This is a genomic window from Rhodococcus ruber NBRC 15591 (assembly GCF_001894945.1).
Taxonomy (GTDB): Bacteria; Actinomycetota; Actinomycetes; order Mycobacteriales; family Mycobacteriaceae; genus Rhodococcus; species Rhodococcus ruber.
The window spans coordinates 335673-353381 of the sequence record NZ_BCXE01000001.1 but is presented as its reverse complement, the minus strand read 5'-3'; the positions used below and the strand labels follow the sequence as shown (position 1 = coordinate 353381).

Annotated in this window: 15 protein-coding genes; 5 read left to right on the top strand and 10 right to left on the bottom strand. The window is 71.0% G+C overall.

The features are described 5' to 3' along the window. Positions 1 to 81 precede the first annotated feature (81 nt). Positions 82 to 789 carry a type 1 glutamine amidotransferase gene (locus tag RR3_RS01620; RefSeq protein WP_010592351.1) on the bottom strand — a complete coding sequence of 236 codons (708 nt, stop codon included), beginning with the start codon at positions 787 to 789 and terminating at the stop codon, positions 82 to 84. Positions 790 to 947: 158 nt separating this feature from the next. On the opposite strand from RR3_RS01620, the gene RR3_RS01615 reads away from it, so the two are divergent. The 5 genes from RR3_RS01615 (at position 948) to RR3_RS01595 (ending at position 5078) form a co-directional block, all read left to right on the top strand. Then, on the top strand, positions 948 to 1601 hold the full coding sequence (locus tag RR3_RS01615) for an SDR family oxidoreductase (RefSeq protein ID WP_017681872.1): 654 nt from the start codon (positions 948 to 950) through the stop codon (positions 1599 to 1601). Positions 1602 to 1682: 81 nt separating this feature from the next. Continuing rightward, complete coding sequence (locus tag RR3_RS01610) at positions 1683 to 2204, top strand: flavodoxin domain-containing protein (RefSeq protein WP_064065904.1); 522 nt, start codon at positions 1683 to 1685, stop codon at positions 2202 to 2204. Then, positions 2201 to 3049, top strand: a complete 849-nt coding sequence (locus RR3_RS01605; protein WP_234420171.1) for an alpha/beta fold hydrolase — start codon at positions 2201 to 2203, stop codon at positions 3047 to 3049. Before RR3_RS01610 ends, RR3_RS01605 begins: the two co-directional genes overlap by 4 nt. 57 nt (positions 3050 to 3106) lie before the next feature. Continuing rightward, positions 3107 to 3637: a flavodoxin domain-containing protein gene (locus RR3_RS01600; RefSeq protein ID WP_017681874.1), complete on the top strand. Its 531-nt coding sequence runs from the start codon at positions 3107 to 3109 to the stop codon at positions 3635 to 3637. 421 nt (positions 3638 to 4058) lie between these two features. Further along, entirely contained in the window at positions 4059 to 5078 is a 1020-nt protein-coding gene (locus RR3_RS01595) for an alpha/beta hydrolase (protein ID WP_064065903.1), read from the top strand. 59 nt (positions 5079 to 5137) lie between these two features. Here the strand turns inward: RR3_RS01595 and RR3_RS01590 are convergent, their stop codons facing one another. The 9 genes from RR3_RS01590 to RR3_RS01550 form a co-directional block, all read right to left on the bottom strand. Further along, a complete protein-coding gene (locus RR3_RS01590) occupies positions 5138 to 7063 on the bottom strand; it encodes an FAD-dependent monooxygenase (protein ID WP_064065902.1) in 1926 nt (641 codons plus the stop codon). 3 nt (positions 7064 to 7066) lie between these two features. Further along, positions 7067 to 8407, bottom strand: coding sequence for an MFS transporter (locus RR3_RS01585; RefSeq protein ID WP_017681877.1), 1341 nt, complete (start codon positions 8405 to 8407; stop codon positions 7067 to 7069). A 134-nt stretch (positions 8408 to 8541) separates the two neighbouring features. Next, positions 8542 to 9477 (bottom strand): LysR substrate-binding domain-containing protein, encoded by a 936-nt coding sequence (locus RR3_RS01580; protein WP_040275651.1) that lies wholly within the window; start codon positions 9475 to 9477, stop codon positions 8542 to 8544. Positions 9478 to 9701: 224 nt separating this feature from the next. Continuing rightward, positions 9702 to 11027: an MFS transporter gene (locus RR3_RS01575; protein ID WP_010592360.1), complete on the bottom strand. Its 1326-nt coding sequence runs from the start codon at positions 11025 to 11027 to the stop codon at positions 9702 to 9704. Positions 11028 to 11078: 51 nt separating this feature from the next. Continuing rightward, the gene (locus RR3_RS01570) at positions 11079 to 12539 is read right to left on the bottom strand and encodes a benzaldehyde dehydrogenase (protein WP_010592361.1); all 1461 of its coding nucleotides are present in this window, start codon (positions 12537 to 12539) and stop codon (positions 11079 to 11081) included. Positions 12540 to 12840: 301 nt separating this feature from the next. Beyond that, positions 12841 to 13980: a CaiB/BaiF CoA transferase family protein gene (locus RR3_RS01565; protein ID WP_017681881.1), complete on the bottom strand. Its 1140-nt coding sequence runs from the start codon at positions 13978 to 13980 to the stop codon at positions 12841 to 12843. 74 nt (positions 13981 to 14054) lie between these two features. After that, positions 14055 to 15236, bottom strand: a complete 1182-nt coding sequence (locus RR3_RS01560; RefSeq protein ID WP_017681882.1) for a mandelate racemase/muconate lactonizing enzyme family protein — start codon at positions 15234 to 15236, stop codon at positions 14055 to 14057. After that, positions 15233 to 16486 carry a CaiB/BaiF CoA transferase family protein gene (locus RR3_RS01555; protein WP_010592364.1) on the bottom strand — a complete coding sequence of 418 codons (1254 nt, stop codon included), beginning with the start codon at positions 16484 to 16486 and terminating at the stop codon, positions 15233 to 15235. The genes RR3_RS01560 and RR3_RS01555 overlap by 4 nt, the downstream gene beginning before the upstream one ends. Next, complete coding sequence (locus RR3_RS01550; protein ID WP_017681883.1) at positions 16483 to 17670, bottom strand: acyl-CoA dehydrogenase family protein; 1188 nt, start codon at positions 17668 to 17670, stop codon at positions 16483 to 16485. The genes RR3_RS01555 and RR3_RS01550 overlap by 4 nt, the downstream gene beginning before the upstream one ends. Between the last annotated feature and the right edge of the window lie 39 nt (positions 17671 to 17709).

Below are 17709 nucleotides of genomic sequence, written 5' to 3'. Positions count from 1 at the left end.
CTCCTGCACTGTCGACAGCATTGCACAGGTTCGGACTCCGCGAGGCGGGCAAACTCATCGGCGCACGAGGGATCCGTCCGTTCACACGACGTACGTCTCGAGCCACCGCTTCATCACGGCGGTGGCGTGCGCGAGCGTCTCGGGCTGCACCGACCGCAGGTCGGCGGCGACGGCGTCGGCCGCCCCGGCCCCGAGGGTCGCCTCCAGCGACGCCCGGTACTCGTCGATCGCGAGCCAGTCGGCCAGCTGGTCGGCATCGGCCTCGAGATGGAACTGCACCCCGTAGCTGCTCCCGTGCCGGAACACCTGGTTCGGGTAGGCCCGCGACGAGGCGAGCAGGGTGGCGCCCGGCGGCAGGTCGAAGGTGTCGGCGTGCCACTGCAGCACCGGGAAGGTGGACGGCAGCTCGCCCCACACCGGGTCGGCGGCCGAGGCGTGCGCGAGTTCCACCTCGCCCACGCCGACCTCCGGGACGGGGCCGGTGTGGACGTCGGCGCCGAGGGCCGCGGCGAGCAGCTGGGCGCCGAGGCACACCCCCCACACCGGAATGCCGGCGGCCACGGCCGCCCGCAGGTAGGCGATCTCCTCGCCGAGCCACGGCACCGTCGCGGCGTCGGCGACGCCCATCGGGCCACCCATGACCACGACGGCGGCGTAGTCGAGCGCGGCGGGCACCGGGTCGCGCCAGAGCCGCACGGTGTGGACCTGCACGTACTGCTCGAGCACCGGCAGATACGCGGCCGGGCCCTCGCAGTCGAGGTGGCGGAGTTCCAGGACGACAGGGTTCATCGCCTCAGCATGCCCGCTGCACGTTGCCCCGCGGGTGCCCGGAGCGTGAACGTTCGGTGAGCGAACGTCGCCGTCGGTGCTCCCCCACCGACGACCGTCGCCGTGGTGCGATGGGGGAAGGCGGCCCGACGGGCGGGCCCGCGACGGAAGGATTCGACATGGCACGGATCGTGATCATCGGCGGCCACGGGAAGGTGGCCCTGCACCTCGAGCGGCTGCTCGCCGACGCCGGCGACGAGGTGACCGCGGTGATCCGCAACCCCGACCACGCCGACGACGTGCGCGCCGCAGGTGCGACGCCGGTCGTGGCCGACGTCGAGCACTTCGGCGTCGACGACCTCGTGCCGCTGCTCGAGGGGCACGACGCGGTGGTGTGGTCGGCGGGCGCGGGCGGCGGCAACCCGCAGCGCACGTACGCCGTGGACCGCGACGCGGCGATCGGGTCCATGACCGCGGCCGAGCGTGCGGGGGTCCGCCGCTACGTGATGGTGTCGTACTTCGGGGCCGGCCCGGACCACGGCGTTCCCGAGGACAACGGCTTCTACGCGTATGCCGAGGCGAAGGCGGCCGCGGACGCGCACCTGCGCGGCACGGACCTGGACTGGACGATTCTGGGCCCGAGCGCGCTGACCCTCGATCCGCCGACCGGCCGGATCGAGACCGGCCCGGACGCCGGCAAGGGACAGGTCTCGCGGGCGGATGTGGCGGCGGTCGCGGCCGCGGTACTGCACCGGCCCGCGACGGTGCGACGCACGATCGAGTTCAACAACGGGGACACCCCGATCGGGGACGTCCTCGACGCGCTCGGCTGAGCCGCCCTTGACGGACGCTGCGGGCGAGGCCGATCGTGGACACCGTCGGCAGTATCGCGGCTCGACGACAGGGGCACCACCATGAAGGTTCTCGTTGCGTACGCCAGCCGGCACGGCGCCACCGCCGGGATCGCGGAGCGGATCGCCGAGGTGATCCGGGCAGAGGGGCACACGGCGGACACGGTGCAGCTCCCGGCTGCGACCTCGGTGGACGACTACGACGCCTGCGTCGTCGGCAGTTCCGCGTACCTGGGGCACTGGGAGAAAGCGGCGAGCGCGTTCGTCCGCGAGCACCGCGACGGGCTCGTCGCCCGCCCGGTCTGGCTGTTCACCAGCGGACCGCTCGGCACCGAGGAGGTCGACGAGCAGGGACAGGACGTGCGGGAGAGCGCGGCCCCGCGGGAACTGCCGGAGCTGACCGATGCGATCGCATCCCGGGAGCATCACGTCTTCTTCGGCGCGCTGGACCCGAAGACGCTCGGGGTCGGCGCGCGGGTGATGCGCAAGCTTCCGGCCGGCCGGAAGCTGCTGCCCGAAGGAGATTTCCGGGACTGGCAGGAGATCGAGGACTGGGCGCGGAGCATCGTCCGGGCGCTGGCGTGATCGCAGCACAGGAGGGCACCTGGGACCCGGGCATGCCCTACCTGTGCGCCGGGACGGGACCGCCCCTGCTGTTCATGCCCGGATTGTCGACTCACCACCGGCTGCCCCGCGGCTTCGACCGGCGCACCCAGCTCGCGCAGATCGCGCCCTGGACGACGATGCGGCGGGTGTGGTGGGTGAACCGCCGGCCGGGCCTGCCGCCGGGGACCACCATGGCCGATCTCGCCCGCGACTACGCGGTGGCGATGCCCGGCCGCTTCCCCGGTCCGGTCGATGTGCTCGGCGTCTCGACCGGCGGCAGCGTCGCGCTCCAGTTGGCTCTCGACCATCCGGAGCTGGTGCGCCGGCTGGTGCTCGTGGCCTCGGCGGCCCACCTCGGCCCGGGCCGCGACGTGCAGCGCCGGGCCGCGGCGGCCGTGCGGGCGGGGCACCCGCGGCGGGCGATGGCGGAACTCGCGGCGACGACAGGGGCGCGGCGATGGTCGCGCGCGCTGCTGTGGGTGCTGGGATGGCTGCTCGAGCCGTCGGGGGCCCGGCACGGGTACGACGATTTCCTCGTCGTGGTCGACGCCGAGGACCGGTTCGACGTGACCGCCCGGCTCGCCGAGGTGACGTGTCCGGTGCTGGTGCTCGGCGGTGACCGGGACGGGTTCTACGGCGCCGACCTGTTCCGGGAGCTGGCGGCCGCCGTGCCGCGGGGACGAGCCGTCGTCCGGCCCGGGGTGGGCCACCTGGGCGTGATGACCGGCGACCGGTGGGTGCGGGACGCGTCGAGCTTCCTCGACACGCCCGGCACGCCGGGCTTCCCCGAGACGTGGCAGCCCCCCTCCGTCGCGGCCGGATAATCGGCACGTCCGGCGTGGCCGGATGATCATCGGGACAGGCCGGCGGAGGGAGCGCACGTGAAGGTACTGGTCGCGTACACGACGGCGTACGGGGCGACGCGCGGCGTGGCGGAACGGATCGCGCAGCGGCTCACCGAGGCCGGGCACGAGGCGGACCTGCACGATCTCGCCGAGCCGGTCGATCCGTCGGCCCATGCCGCCGTCGTGCTCGGCAGCTCGGTGCACAACGGGCAGTGGCTCGCTCCCGCCGCCCGATTCGCGGATCTGCATCGCGCGCACCTCGCGGGCAAGCCCGCGTGGTTGTTCTCGGTGCAGACCATCGGTGCGACGAGCGCGATGATCTCCGGGCGGCTCGCCGGCTGGGTGCGGCCGAAGATGAAGGAACCGAAGGTGGCGGCGACGCTGCGGGCGACGGCGACGGTGCGCGAGTACCGGGCCTTCGCGGGCGCGATCGAGCCGGAGCAGTGGCCGGGGATCGTGGGCCGGGTGGTGTTCCGCCTCGCCGGCGGCCGATACGGCGATCACCGGGACTGGGCCGACATCGATGCCTTCGCCGCCCGGATCATCCGGAATATCGACCGGCCGTAGCCGAAAATCACGTTTCCGGTCGACCTCGTATTTCACGCGAAAGGCACATTTCGGCTATTTTCCGGCGCATCTTCGCGCGGGTCCGGCAGAAATTCTATTTCACCGGCGGAACGCCCTGAACAGCGGCGATACACGACGATCGCCAAAACAGGTTGATCGGTATCTTCGTACGCCTGCGACACGCCCACGCCCCGTGTTACACAGGGAACGAACACCCGCACATCGAACGGAAGGACTCGCATGTCAGCGCAAATTCTGGAATTGCTCGGCTCCCTCGACCTCGGAGAAATCCTGAAGCGACTGCTGGACAGTCTCGGTAGTTGATCATCGGAGAAGCGAGGGTCCGCACACGCCCCGTGCGGACCCTCTCCCGTCGCAGCATCGAAGATCCGGGACCCGCCGACCCTCGAAGGTGACTCATATGCGCCGTGCGCGATCGTCCCGCTCGCGAACGACCGCGGCGCTGGCGGCCGTCCTGGCCGGGGCCGCCCTCGTCGTCGGTGCACCCGCGGCCGCCCAACCCGATCCCGGCGGCTCGTACATCCAGCGGGTCGAGGAGCACGGCGCCCGGCAGCGCACCCTGTTCGTGTATTCGGCGTCGATGCAGCGCGTGATCCCGGTGGCCGTGCTGACGCCGCGGGACACCGGCGCCCCACGCCCGGTGCTCTACCTGCTCGCCGGCGCGGGCGGCGGCGACGGCGGCACCCTCACCTGGCTCGACCGCACCGACGTGGCCGACTTCTTCGCCGACAAGGACGTCAACGTCGTGCTGCCGCTCGACGGCGCGTTCAGCTACTACACCGACTGGAAGCAGGACGACCCCGTCCTCGGCCGGAACAAGTGGACGACCTTCCTGACCCGCGAGCTGCCGCCGATCGTCGACGCGGCTCTCGGCACCACGGGAGCCAATGCCATTGCGGGACTGTCGATGTCGGGAACGTCGGTCCTGAGCCTCGTGCAGTCCGCACCGGGGCTGTACCGCGGGGTCGGCGCGTTCAGCGGCTGCGCCCAGACCAGCACCCGTCCCGGCCGGACCTACGTCGAGCTCGTCGTCGAGGTGCGCGGCGGAGGCGACACCGACAACATGTGGGGACCCGAGGGCGATCCCGCGTGGGTGGCGAACGACCCGTACGTCAACGCCGAGAAGCTACGCGGAACACAGATCTACCTGTCCAACGGCACCGGGCTGCCCGGTCCGTACGACCGGCTCGATCACCCGAACGTCGGCGGCGACCCGGCGAACCTCGCCGAACAGGTCGTCGTGGGAGGCATCATCGAGGCCGCCACCAACGAGTGCACACACCAGCTGGCCCGCCGCCTCGCCGAGCTCGGCATCCCGGCCACCGTCGACTTCCGGCCCGTGGGTACCCATTCGTGGGGCTACTGGCAGGAGGACCTGCACCGCGCGTGGCCCATGCTCGGTGCCTCGGTGGGTGCCTGAGAGACACGACGGCGCCGACGCCCGGGATCGCCGGGCGCCGGCGCCGTCGCCGGCCGGAATCAGGCCTGTGGCGCCAGTTCCCGGGTGGACACCGGCGACGTGTCGGTCGCCGCTGCGATGGCTTCTTCGAACTCGCGGTGACCGGCCTGCGACCCGAGCTGCAGCGCGAGCCGCACCAAAAATCCTTCCCGGTCGGACGGATCGACCTGGTCGAGCGCGTCGGACAGGCCGAGCCAGACGTTCTCACGACGCTGCTCGTCCTCGGTGAGGATCTGTGCCGGGCGCGCGGGGACCGCCGGCCCCTCGGGGGCCGTGCCGGCGCGGAGTGCGGCGGCGACACCGGACAGGGCGCCGACCGGCACCCGGCACAGCAGCAGCCCGTCGGGCCGGATCACGAAGGCCTCGCCCGGGGTGGCGCCCAGCGCCTCGGCCAGGTCGGGCGCGTCGAGCACCGTGACATCATCGGAACCGTCGGCACCGGAACTATCGGCACCGACGACGACGGCACGCACGCTCTCCGGCGCCAGCGCGGCGGCGAGGTCGGCCGTGGCCGCCGCGAGCGCGGCGCTGCCGGCGGCGTCGAGACCGAAGCCCACGACGGCGAAGCCGTTGCCGCGCACCGCGTTGAGCGACGACTCGGTGCCGCCGCCGGCGGTGGCGACCCGCACGCGGCGGTCCTCGACGGGGTCGCCGGGCAGGACCCCGGTCAGGCCTTCCGCGACCGGCCAGGTCAGCGGCGACAGGCGGGCGTGGGTGGCGCTGGACTGGCGCGGGTTGATCAGTTCCCCGAATTCGGGGCGGTTCACGGCGAGCGCGAGCACGGCATCGCGGGTGGTGCGGTAGCCGTGGGTGCCCGGGGACATGATGAGCGTGGACTTACCGGCGTTGGCGACGTTCTGCTCCCACGCGTCGTGTCGTTCGATCGAGTACGCCTGCAGCAGCGCGCGGTCGGCGTTGCCGTGGACGACGGCGGCGAGCTGCCAGGCCAGGGTCTCGGCGTCCTCCATGCCGGAGTTCAGGCCGCGCACGCCGAAGATCGGCACGAGGTGCGCGGCGTCGCCGGCGAAGAGGAGGCGGTCGTGGGTGAACTCGCGCAGCGCGAGGGCGCGGGCGCTGTAGAACCCGTGCCACTCGAGCGTCCAGGGCAGGTCGTTCTGCAGCCAGTCCAGGTGCTTGGTGATGCGGGCCCGGATGGCGTCCTCGCGGGTCTCGATCTCCGCGTCCTCGGACGGATCGAGCTGGTAGTCGATGCGCCAGATGTTCTTCGGCTGCTTGTGCATGATGATCGTCGAGCCGGGGTTGCTGGGCGGATCGAACCAGACCATCCGCTCGGCGGGCAGCTCCGACTCCCAGTGGATGTCGGCGATGACGTAGCGGCCCTCGTAGTTGGTGCCCTCGAGTCGCAGACCGGCGAGCTCACGCATGCGGCTGCGGCCGCCGTCGGCGGCGACGACCCATGCGGCCCGCAGGTGGCGCTTGCCGAAGGCGGTGTCGACCTCCAGGGTCACCTGGTCGTCGTCGCGCAGGATGCCGGCGATGCTCGCCTGCCAGTGCAGGGTGATCAGCGGGTTCTGCTCGATGGTGTCGACGACGATCTGCTCGTACTCGGACTGCGAGACATTGATCATCGGCGGTCGCACGTCGAACTCGCGCTGCGGCATCCGGAAGTGCAGCACCTGCTGGTCACGGTAGAAGCTGCGGCCGCCGACCCAGGGCAGGACGATCTTCTCCAGCTCGGCGCCGAAGCCGAGACGTGCGGCGGCCTCGAGGCTGTGCCGGGAGATGCAGATGGCACGGCTGCCGAAGGAGACCTGGTCTGCCGCCTCGAGGATCGTCACGGGGATGCCGCGCTGGGCGAGGCCGAGGGCGACGGCCATGCCGACGGGTCCGGCTCCGACGACGACCACGGGCAGCGCCTCGGCGTCGGGTTGCATCGACGCGAAGTCGGAGGCGGGGTACTTGCGGGGCTGGTAGTAGGTCGACATGTCTCAGGCCACTTCCTGCTCGGACCGACGGGACTGCGCCACCGCGACCGCCGGGTCGTGCGGGTGACGGAGAAGGAGGATGCTGACCAGGCTGACGAGCGCGATCAGCACGAAGTACGCGGTGACGGCGAGCGAGGTGCCGAAGGCCGCGAAGAGGGAGGTCGCCACGATGGGGGCGAGGCCGCCGCCGAGGATCGCCCCGATCTGGTAGCCGAGCGACGCGCCGCTGTACCGGATGTGGGCGGGGAACAACTCGGCGAACAGGGCGGACTGGGGTCCGGCGCAGGCACCGAGGACGAAGCCGAGGGCGACCATCGCGACGAGCATCACGGGCAGCATCGCGGTGTCCATCAGCGGGAAGAACAGGGCCGCGACGATCACGAGGGCGCTCGAGCTGATGATGTAGACCCGGCGCCGGCCGATGATGTCGGACTTGTAGGCGCTGATCGCCATGCCGGCCATCCAGAACGGGCACGAGGCGATGAGCAGGAACAGCATCGTCGACTTGCCGAAGCCCAGCTCCGCTTCGCCGTACTTGAGGACGTAGACCATGTAGGCGTAGGCGATGCCGTTGGTGGCGACGAAGGTGCCGCCGGCGAGCAGCACGGTCTTCCAGTGCTTGACGAGGACCTCGGCGAGCGGGAGCTTGACCTCACCGGCCGCGTCGCGGCTGGCCTCGAAGTCGGCGCTCTCCTCGAGCCCGAGCCGGATCCACAGGGCGACGACGACGAGGACGGCGCTGAGCAGGAACGGCACGCGCCAGCCCCAGGCCGCGAAGGCGGCGTCGTCGAGGACGGCCGTCAGCGGCAGGAAGACGAGATTGGCGAGGAGGACGCCCGCGGGGACGCCGATCTGGGGGGCGGCGCCGTAGAGGCCGCGCTTGCCGCGCGGGGCGTTCTCGGTGGCGACGAGGACCGCGCCGCCCCATTCGCCGCCGACGCCGAGGCCCTGGACGAAGCGCAGGGCCACCAGCAGGATCGGGGCGGCGACGCCGATGGCGGCGTAGTTGGGCAGCAGGCCGATCGCGACGGTCGCGAAGCCCATCAGCAGCAGCGAGGTGACGAGCATCGACTTGCGGCCGACGCGATCGCCGAAGTGACCCATGACGATGCCGCCGATGGGCCGGGCCACGAAGCCGACGGCGAGGGTCGCGAAGGCGGCGAGGGTGCCGGCCAGTTCGGAGGTTCCGGGGAAGAACTGCGGCCCGAGCACGAGGGCCGCGGCGGTGCCGTAGATGAAGAAGTCGTACCACTCGATCGCGGTGCCGACGAAGCTGCCGAGCGCGGCCTTGCGGGCCTTGCGCTGCAGTACCTCCGGCGAGGGTGCCGGTGCGGTGATCGTCATGGATGCTTGCCTTTCACGATGCGGCCCGCGTCACGGCGGACCCGGCAAGCATGACCCCCATCACAAGCCGTTGAAAAGCTCAACTATTCGCGCTGGTTCCCCGGAAAATCCGTGGTACTCCGGGTCGTCGCAGGTCAGGACCTCGCGGACGGTGCCCCGCCGGTGGACGCGAAGTGAATGAAGGCTCGTGTCACCCGGCTGAGCATCGAGTCCTGATGCCACGCGACGACCACGTCGACCGAATCCGGAACCGGGTCGACGAGCGGCCGGACGACGAGCGGAAGATTCTCGTACGTCACGTCGAGCGGGGGCCGCTGCAGCAGCAGGGTCCACCCGAGTCCACGGCCGACGAAGGCTCGCGCCGTCTCGTAGTTGGAGGTGCGGTAGGCGACGCGCGGCGCGAACCCCGCGCCCCGGCACACCTCCATCGCGTGGTTGCTGCTGGGCGGCGCGTCGAGCAGCACCATCGGGTCGTCACGCAGATCGGCCAGCCGCACCGGACCGTCCCCGCCGGCGAGACGGTGGTCGGAGCCGAGCAGCACCGTCGGCTCGCGCGTCATCAGGGTCGCCTTGCGCCATTCCGCGGACAGTTCGAGGTCGTAGACGATCGCGAGGTCGAGTTCGCCGTTGTCGAGCTGGGTGCGCAACCGGTTCTGGGTGTCCTCCCGGAACTCGACCCGCGCCCGCGGGAAGCGCTGGGTGAATCCGGCGAGCAGCGCGGGCAGCACCGTCGGTCCGAGGGCGGGATAGCACCCGATGGCGACGGGTCCGGCCACACCGCCGCCCGCGCCCACCGCGTCCGCCTGCAGTTCGCCCGCCTGGTGCAGCAGCACGCGGGCGCGGGCGAGCACCGCCTCCCCCATCGCCGTCAGCTGCACGCCCCGCGCCCGCCGTCGCACGGCCAGCTGCGTCTGGAGCGACTTCTCGAGGTCGGTGAGTGCCGCGGACAGCGCGGACTGCGACAGGTGCAGCCGCTCGGCGGCGCCGCTGATCGTTCCCGTCTCGGCGACGGCGACGAACGCCGCCAGCTGACGCATGGTGAAGGTGGGAACCGCGTCGGGCCGGGTCATGCAGGCAACGGTATCGAGCGGGAGCCTTTCGTCCCCAGCGGGAGGTTGTCGCCGGTGCCACTCGACGGATGGCGCAGCGACCGCCCGGTGGTCGCGGCAACCTCCCGCTCCCCGGGTCCGCGCCGGTCCGGCGGGCGCGCAGCACCAGCAGCGCGACATCCCGACCTCGACTACGCGCGGCGGGGCCGGGCACCGGTGCGGTGCCCGGCCCCGGGTGACGCGGATCAGGCGCTCAGGTCGACGTCCTTGCTCTCCTTGACGAACAGGGCCAGGACCACGGCGCTGAGGGCGCACCCGGCGACCAGATAGACGATCACGCTGCCGATGGAGCCGGAACCGGCGTACAGCGCGGCGACGATGACCGGGGTGAAGCCGGCGCCGAGCAGGCTGCCGATCTGGTAGCCGAGCGACGCGCCGGTGTAGCGGGCGCGGGTGCCGAACTGCTCGGCGAGGAACGCCGGCATGGGACCGAACGTCAGCGACTGCAGGACCGAGCAGGCGATCACGAAGGCCAGCACGACCAGCAGGAAGTTGCCGGACGAGGCGAGCTGGAACAGCGGCCACGCCAGGACGACCATGCCGACGAAGCCGGTCATCATGACGGGCTTGCGCCCGTAGGTGTCCGACAGCCGGGCGGCGCCGAGGATGCCGAAGATCGCGACGAACTGGCAGATCGCGAAGGCGTTGAGGCCGGCCGAGCGCGACACGCCGTTCTCGGCGGCGTAGCTGATCACGAACGTCGAGAACAATGCCTGGATCACGAAGGGCGCGGTGCACACCAGTCCCGCGAGGATCAGGGTGCGGGGGGCCCGCACGATCGTCAGCAGCGGGATGGGTTCCTTGGTGTGGGACTTCTTCTCCTCGGCGGCGCGCAGGGCCTCCTCGAAGACCGGGCTTTCGGCGATCCGGGCCCGGACGAACAGGCCGACAGCGAGCAGGACCGCGGAGAACAGGAACGGGATGCGCCAGCCCCACGAGAGGAAGTCGTCCTCCGGCAGCTGGGCGGCGAGCGAGAGGGCGACCGTGCCGAGCACGGCGCCGGTGGGTCCGCCGGCGTTGGTGAACGCCGCCGCGAAACCGCGGTTGCGGCCCTTGACGTGTTCGAGCGACATCAGGGCCGCCCCGCCCCACTCGCCGCCGATCGCGATGCCCTGCACGGCGCGCAGCAGGATCAGCATCACCGCGCCCCAGGTGGGGATCGCCGGGACGAGGCCGATGAGGAACGAGGCGACGCCCATGATCGTCATCGACAGCATGAGCATCTTCTTGCGGCCGACGCGGTCGCCGAAGTGGCCGAAGACGATGCCGCCGAGCGGACGGGACAGGTAGCCGATGGCGAACGTCGCATACGAGGCGATCAGCGCGAGGCCGGGGCTCAGGTTCGCGAAGAACACCGGACCGAACACGAGCGCGGAGGCGGTCGCGTAGAGGATGAAGTCGTAGAACTCGACGGTGCTCCCGAGGTAGCTCGAGAAGACGACGCGACGGATGTCCTTGTTCCGCTCCGCCGGTGCGGCGACGGCCGTGCGTTCTGGGTCAGCGAGGGTCATGGTGGGTCCTTACTTTGCGAGGACGATGCTAGATCCGGTCGGCGGTGCCGCTCAGAAGGGGTAAGCGGGCACGTCGCGGCTGACGGTGATCCAGCGCGACTCGGTGAACGCTTCGATGCTGTTGGCGGCACCGCCGAAGCGGGCACCGTTGCCGGAGGCGCCGAGACCGCCGAACGGGATGTTGGCCTCGTCGCCGACGGTCTGGTCGTTGATGTGGGCGATGCCGGTGGGGATCCGGTCCGCGAGCGCGAGACCCTTGCCGACGTCGCGGGTGAAGATGCCGAGCGAGAGCCCGTAGTCGGTGTCGGTGGCCAGCGCCACCGCCTCGTCGAGGGTCGAGAACTTCACGACCGGAGCGACGGGCCCGAACACCTCTTGGGCGTAGGCGGGCGCACCGGCCGGGACGTCGGCGAGGACGGTGGGCCGGTAGAACAGGCCCTCGTAGGTGCCGCCGGCGACGAGCCGGGCGCCGGCATCGACCGACGCGGTGACCAGGGCATGAATCTTCTCGAGCTGACCCTGGTCGATGATCGGCCCGAGCGCGACCTGCTCGGTGACGGGGTCGCCGACGGGCAGTGCCTCGGCCTTGGCGGCGAGCTGGGCGACGTACTCGTCGTAGACGGACTCGTGCACGATGTGCCGGCCGGTGGTCATGCACACCTGGCCCTGGTGCAGGAAGGATCCGGCGGCACCGGCCGAGACGGTGGCGGCGAGGTCGGCGTCGTCGAGCACGACGATCGCGGAGTTGCCGCCGAGTTCGAGGTGGACCTTCTTGAGGTTGCGGGAGGCGGCGGCACCGACGGCCCGGCCGGCCGGGGTGGAACCGGTGAAGGAGATCACCGGCACCCGCGGGTCGTCGACGAGCGCGGCGCCGACGTCGGCGCCGGCGGGCAGCACGGACAGCACCCCGGCCGGCAGGCCCGCCTGCTCGAAGATGCGGGCGAGCGCCACGCCGCCGCAGACCGCGGTACGCGGGTCGGGCTTGAGGATCACGGCGTTGCCGAGGGCCAGCGCCGGCGCGACGGAACGGATCGCGAGGATCAACGGGAAGTTGAACGGCGCGATGACACCGACGACCCCGACGGGGACCCGCTTCGACATGCTCAGACGCGGTGCCTCGCTGGGCAGGATCTCGCCGAGCGCATGGGAGGGCAGGGCCGCACCCTCGTAGCACTCCTGCGCCGCGACGTGCGTCTCGAGCTGCGCCTTGGGACGCAGGGAGCCGGACTCGCGCATGATCCAGCGCTCGATCTCGTCGGCGTGCTGCTGCCACAGGACGCCGGCCCGGCGCATGACCGCGGCACGCTCGGTGTGCGGGCGGGCCGCCCAGTCGCGCTGGGCCGCGACGGCACGGTCGACCGCGCGCTCGAGGTCCCCCTCGTCGGCGAGGCCGGCGCTGCCGAGCGTCGCGCCGGTCGCCGGTTCGACGACCTTGATCTCACCGCCCCCGCCGGGGGTCCAGTCCCCGGTGAAGATTTTTCCCTGCCAGATGGATTCGTCGAGAAGGGCCATCACGAACTCCTTGTGTACGGGTGCCGGACCGGCCGGCGGGCGACGCGGGACGCGGCGGGCGCGATTGCGGGTGAAGGGACGGCCGAGACGGCCGGACAGTGCGGGCCGCACGGTGCGGGCTGGGCGCTCGCTCGGTGGAGCGAGCTCTCCGTTCGGCCCCTGAAGTATGGGTCACGTCACATTGACGTGAAAAGCAGAATTAGCCGGTGATATTCCCCAGGTCTGCTCAACAACGGCGACATGCGGGACCGCGGGCGGCACCGGAGCCGGTCGCCGCCCTCGGATCGGCCGAGTAGGCAGGTCAGGAACTCGGCACGGCCGGGTCGAGAACGCCCCAGGTGCGCAGGATCTCATCCGGATCGTCCTGCCCGGGCACGGGCGGGGCCGTGGGCCGGCCCGCCGGTGTACGCGAGAAGCGGGGCGCGGGCGCAGGTTCGGGGTGACCGTCCCGGTACAGGAAGGTGCCCCGGGCGGTGAGGTGTGCGTCCGCGGGCGCCTCGGTCATCGAGAGGATCGGCGCGACACACGCATCGGTGTCCCGGAAGATCGCCGCCCACTCGTCGCGGGGGCGGGTGGCGAACACGCCGGCGATCCGCGCGCGCAGCTCCGGCCAGCGCCGGCGGTCCCACTGCCCCGGCAGCGCACCGTCCGCGTCGAGGCCGAGGCCCGCGAGAAGCCGCGCGTAGAACGGCGGTTCGAGGGCCGCGACCGCGACGTGCCGCCCGTCGGAGGTCTCGTACACGTCGACGAACGGTGCCCCGGAGTCGATGAGATTGGTGCCGCGCTCGTCGTTCCATGCGCCGCCGGCGAGCATCGAGTACGGGTTGGCCATCAGGTGTGCGACGCCGTCGACGATCGCGGCATCGACGACCTGACCGCGCCCGGAGCGCTGCACCTCCCACAGGGCGGCGAGAATGCCGGACACGAGATACATTGCGCCGCCGCCGAAATCGCCGACCAGACTGAGGGGCAGCTGTGGCGGTCCCCCGGCCCGGCCGATCGCGTGCAGCGATCCGACCAGGGCCTGATAGGTGGGGTCGTGCCCGGCACGCTGCGCGAGGGGCCCGTCCTGCCCCCAGCCGGTCATCCGGCCGTAGACCAGTTTCGGGTTGCGCGCCCAGCAGTCCTCGGGGCCCAGACCCAGGCGCTCGGTGACGCCGGGCCGGTAGCCCTCGATCAGCACGTCGGCCTTCTCGGCCAGCGCGAGCACGGTGGCGAGCCCGTCGGGGTCCTTCAGGTCGGCGGCGATCATCCGTTTGCCGCGCTGGAGGGTGTCCAGCCGCGGGTCGATGGGCATGGTGAACCCGGCGCCGGTGCGTTCGACGCGCACGACGTCGGCGCCCTGGTCGGCGAGGAACATCGCGGCGAACGGCGCGGGACCGAGTCCCGCCAGTTCCACGACCTTCAGTCCGGCCAGCGGGCCCTGCCGAGATTCGGTCATCGTGATCTACTCCTGCAGGTGAGGGTGCGGCCGGCGGCACACGACACGGCCGCCGGCCAGGGGTTCGTTACCGTCTAGACTCCGACGAGTTCGCCGACGGTGACGGTCTGCTTGCCCTCGGTGATGTGGGCGGCGATGAACTCCTCGTTGAGTTCGATCCCGAAGCCCGGCCCCTCGTTCGGGTAGAGCTTGCCGTCGGAGAAGACCGGGACGTTCAGGGCGATGTCCTGCGTGATCGTCTGCTCGGCGTTCTCCCACTGGTTGTTGATGATCAGCGGACCGAGATTCTCGTGGGTGAACTGCGAGGCCCAGTTGTTGGCGATCATCAGGTGCGCCGAGGGACTGGCCTCGAGGCCCGAGCCGATCATGCACCCGCTCATGACGGCCATGTCGGCGAGGCGGGCCATCGTCAGCCAGCGCTGCGCCTTGAGCAGGCCGCCGGCCTTCTGCATCTTGATGAACAACCCGTCGGCCGCGCGACGTTCGATGATCTCCCGGATGTTGTGCAGCTCCTGCGCGGACTCGTCGGCGAAGATCGGCGTGTCGATGCGGGTGCGCAGGCGCGCCATGCCCTCGATGTCCCAGTGCGGGACGGGCTGCTCGATGCACTCCATGCCGTACCGGTCGAGCCGGCGCATCGTCTTCAGGGCCTGGTCGTAGTTCCAGAAGCCGTTGGCGTCGACCACGATCCGCGCCGAGTCACCGAGTGCGGCCCGGACCTCGCGGACGTTGTCCACGTCGTGGTCGGAGTTGCCGTCGGACTTGAGCTTGATCAGGCAGAAGCCGTTCTCGTGGGCCTGGACGGCCTCGGCGACCACCTGGTCGACCGGTCCGGCGGACGCGACCCAGCCCTGCACGGAAGCCTCGGCGTTCTTGCCGCCGAGCAGCTGGTACACCGGTACGCCCAGCGCCTTGCCCTTGAGGTCGTGCAGCGCGAAGTCGACGAGCGCCTTGGCCTGGTTGTTGTCGCGGACGAACGTGTCCATCTGCCCGACGATCTTCTCGATGTTGAGCGGATCCTGGCCGATCAGGAATGCCGGGGCGATGTGGTTCGCGATCATCGCCGTCATCGACTCCTGGGTCTCCCCCCGGTACCAGGTGGAGGTGTCGCCGCTGTCGCCGTAGCCGACGATTCCCTCGTCGGTGTGCAGCTTCAGCACGACGGAATGGATGTGGGTGATCCGGGTTCCCGGCATGATGAACGGCTTGACGAGCGGGGTGGAGACCGGGATCAGTTCGACCTTGGTGATGATCATGCGACGTGCTCCTGAGCAGACGAAGGAATGACGGTGGCGCCGGCGTCGGCCAGAGCCGTGAGTTCTGCGGTGTCGAGGCCGGCCTCGCGGAGGATCTCGACGGTGTGCTCGCCGACGAGCGGAGCGCGGCGCTCGATCGTGCCCGGGGTGTGGGAGAGCTTGGCAGGGATGCCGGGGACGGTGACCGCGCGGCCGTCGTGCGGGTGCGTGACGGTCGGCAGCATGTCGCGGGCCCGGAAGTGGGGGTCCGCGAAGATGTCCGCGGCGTCGAGGATCGGGCCGAGCGGCACCTTGCCGCCGAGCAACTCGACGAGTTCGGCGACGGTGTGGGTGCGGGTCCAGGCGTTGACCACCTCGTAGACGGCGTCGCGGTTGAGCCACCGGTCGTGGTCCGTGGCGAACCGGGGGTCGTCGACGAGTTCCGGCTGACCCATGACGGCGGCGAGCTTGGCCCACTGCGGATTGTGCGGGGCGCCGAGCGCGACGACGCCGTCCTTCGCCTGCACCGTGTCGAACGGCGCGAATCCCTGCAGCTGGTTGCCGAGCGGCCCGGGGACCTGACCGGTGTGGCCGTAGGTGTTGACCACGACCTCGGAGATCGCGAGCACGGCGTCGGCCATGGCGACGTCGACGTACTGGCCCTGCCCGGTGCGCTCGGCGTCCCGCAGCGCGGCGAGGATGCCGAACGCGGCGAACAATCCCGGAACGGTATCTCCCACACCGGATCCCACCCGGACGGGGTGCGCGGCGTCGGTCCCGGTGATGGACATCAGACCGCCCATGGCCTGCGCGACGATGTCGAAGGCCGGCCAGTCCCGGTAGGGGCTGTGCCCGCCCGTCTTGTCGCCGAAGCCGCGAATCGAGGCGTAGACCAGGCGGGGATTGCGGGCCGCGAGGGTGTCGTAGTCGAGACCGAAGCGGTCCATGACGCCGGCGGTGAAGTTCTCGACGACGATGTCGGCGTCGTCGATCAGGCGCAGCAGTACGTCGCGGGCCTCGGGCTTCTTCAGGTCCAGCACGAGCGACCGCTTGTTGCGATTGGCCGACTGGAACACCCCGCCGTAGTCGCGGGGTTCGTCGTCGGAGGCGAACGGGCCGGCGTAGCGGAGGAAGTCGCCGCGCGGCGGCTCCACCTTGATCACGTCGGCGCCCTGGTCGGCGAGCAGCGACGTGCAGAACGGCCCGGCGAGGGCCTGGGTGAGGTCGACGACCCGCACCCCGTCGAGGGCGCGGCGGGCAGTGGTGTTCATGCGGTGGCCTCCCGCCCGAGCAGCGCGCGGCCGATGACGACCTTCTGGATCTGCGGGGTGCCCTCGCCGATCTCGAGGCCGGAGACGTCGCGCAGCATGGCCTGCAGCGGCAGTTCCTCGGCGAAGCCGCTGTGGCCGTGGGCGACGATGCAGTCCCGGATGGTCTGCAGCGAGACCTCGGTGGCGTAGAGCTTGGTCATCGCGGCCTCCTTGGTGAAGGGCTTGCCGGCGTCGGCGAGGGAGAGGGCGCGGTAGGTGAGCCAGCGGGCCGCCTCGAGCTTGGTGGCGTTCTCGGCGATCGGGAAGGACACCCCCTGGAACGAGGAGACCGGCCTACCGAATGCCTTGCGGGACTTGACGTAGTCGATGGTGATGTCGAGGGCCTTGCGGGCGACGCCGGTCGACATCAGGCCGATGACCGAGCGGGTGTAGTCGAATTCGCTCATGACGAGCCGGAATCCGTTGCCGACACCACCGATGACGTACTCGTCCGGGACGAACACGTCGTCGAGGAACACCCCGGCCCGGCCGAGCGGCTTCCAGCCGGCGTCCGGGAACTTCTGCATGCTCACACCCTCGGCGTCGAGGGGCACGAGGAAGGCGGTGACGCCGGATTCCTCCGGGGTGGCGCCGCGGGCCTTGACGAACGTGATCATCGCCTTGGCGTGCGGAGCGAAGGTGATGGACGTCTTCTCGCCGTTGAGCTTCCAGCCGCCGTCGACCTTCTCTGCCTTGGCGCGCATGGCCATCGCGTCCGAGCCGCTGCCCGGCTCGGTCAGGCCGAGGGCGACGACGTGGCGGCCCTCGACGATGCCGCGCACCCAGTCCTTCGCGACCTCGGGGGCGAGGAAGCGTTCGAGCAGCGGGCCGGTGAGGTTGTTCGTGTAGGCGAGCTGGGTGAGGTAGAAGTTCGAGTAGGCCAGTTCCTCGTGGGCGATGCCGAGGTGGGTCTTGGTGAGCACCTCGCCGATGCGGCCCTGGCCGCCGTTCTCCTCGGAGACGCCGAGCCCGAGAAGGCCCTGCGCGGCCATCTTCTCGGCGAGATCCCACGGGAACTCCTCGCGGTGGGCGCGTTCGAGGTAGCTCTCGGCGTGCGGTGCCGCGAACTCTCGGACCCACTGGGCGAACTCCTCGTATTCCGGCGCGAAGAGAACCGGCGGGTGCAGGGCGTCCGTGGCAGACATGATCGATCTCCTCGAAGTGGTTGTGAATCAGCGCTTGTC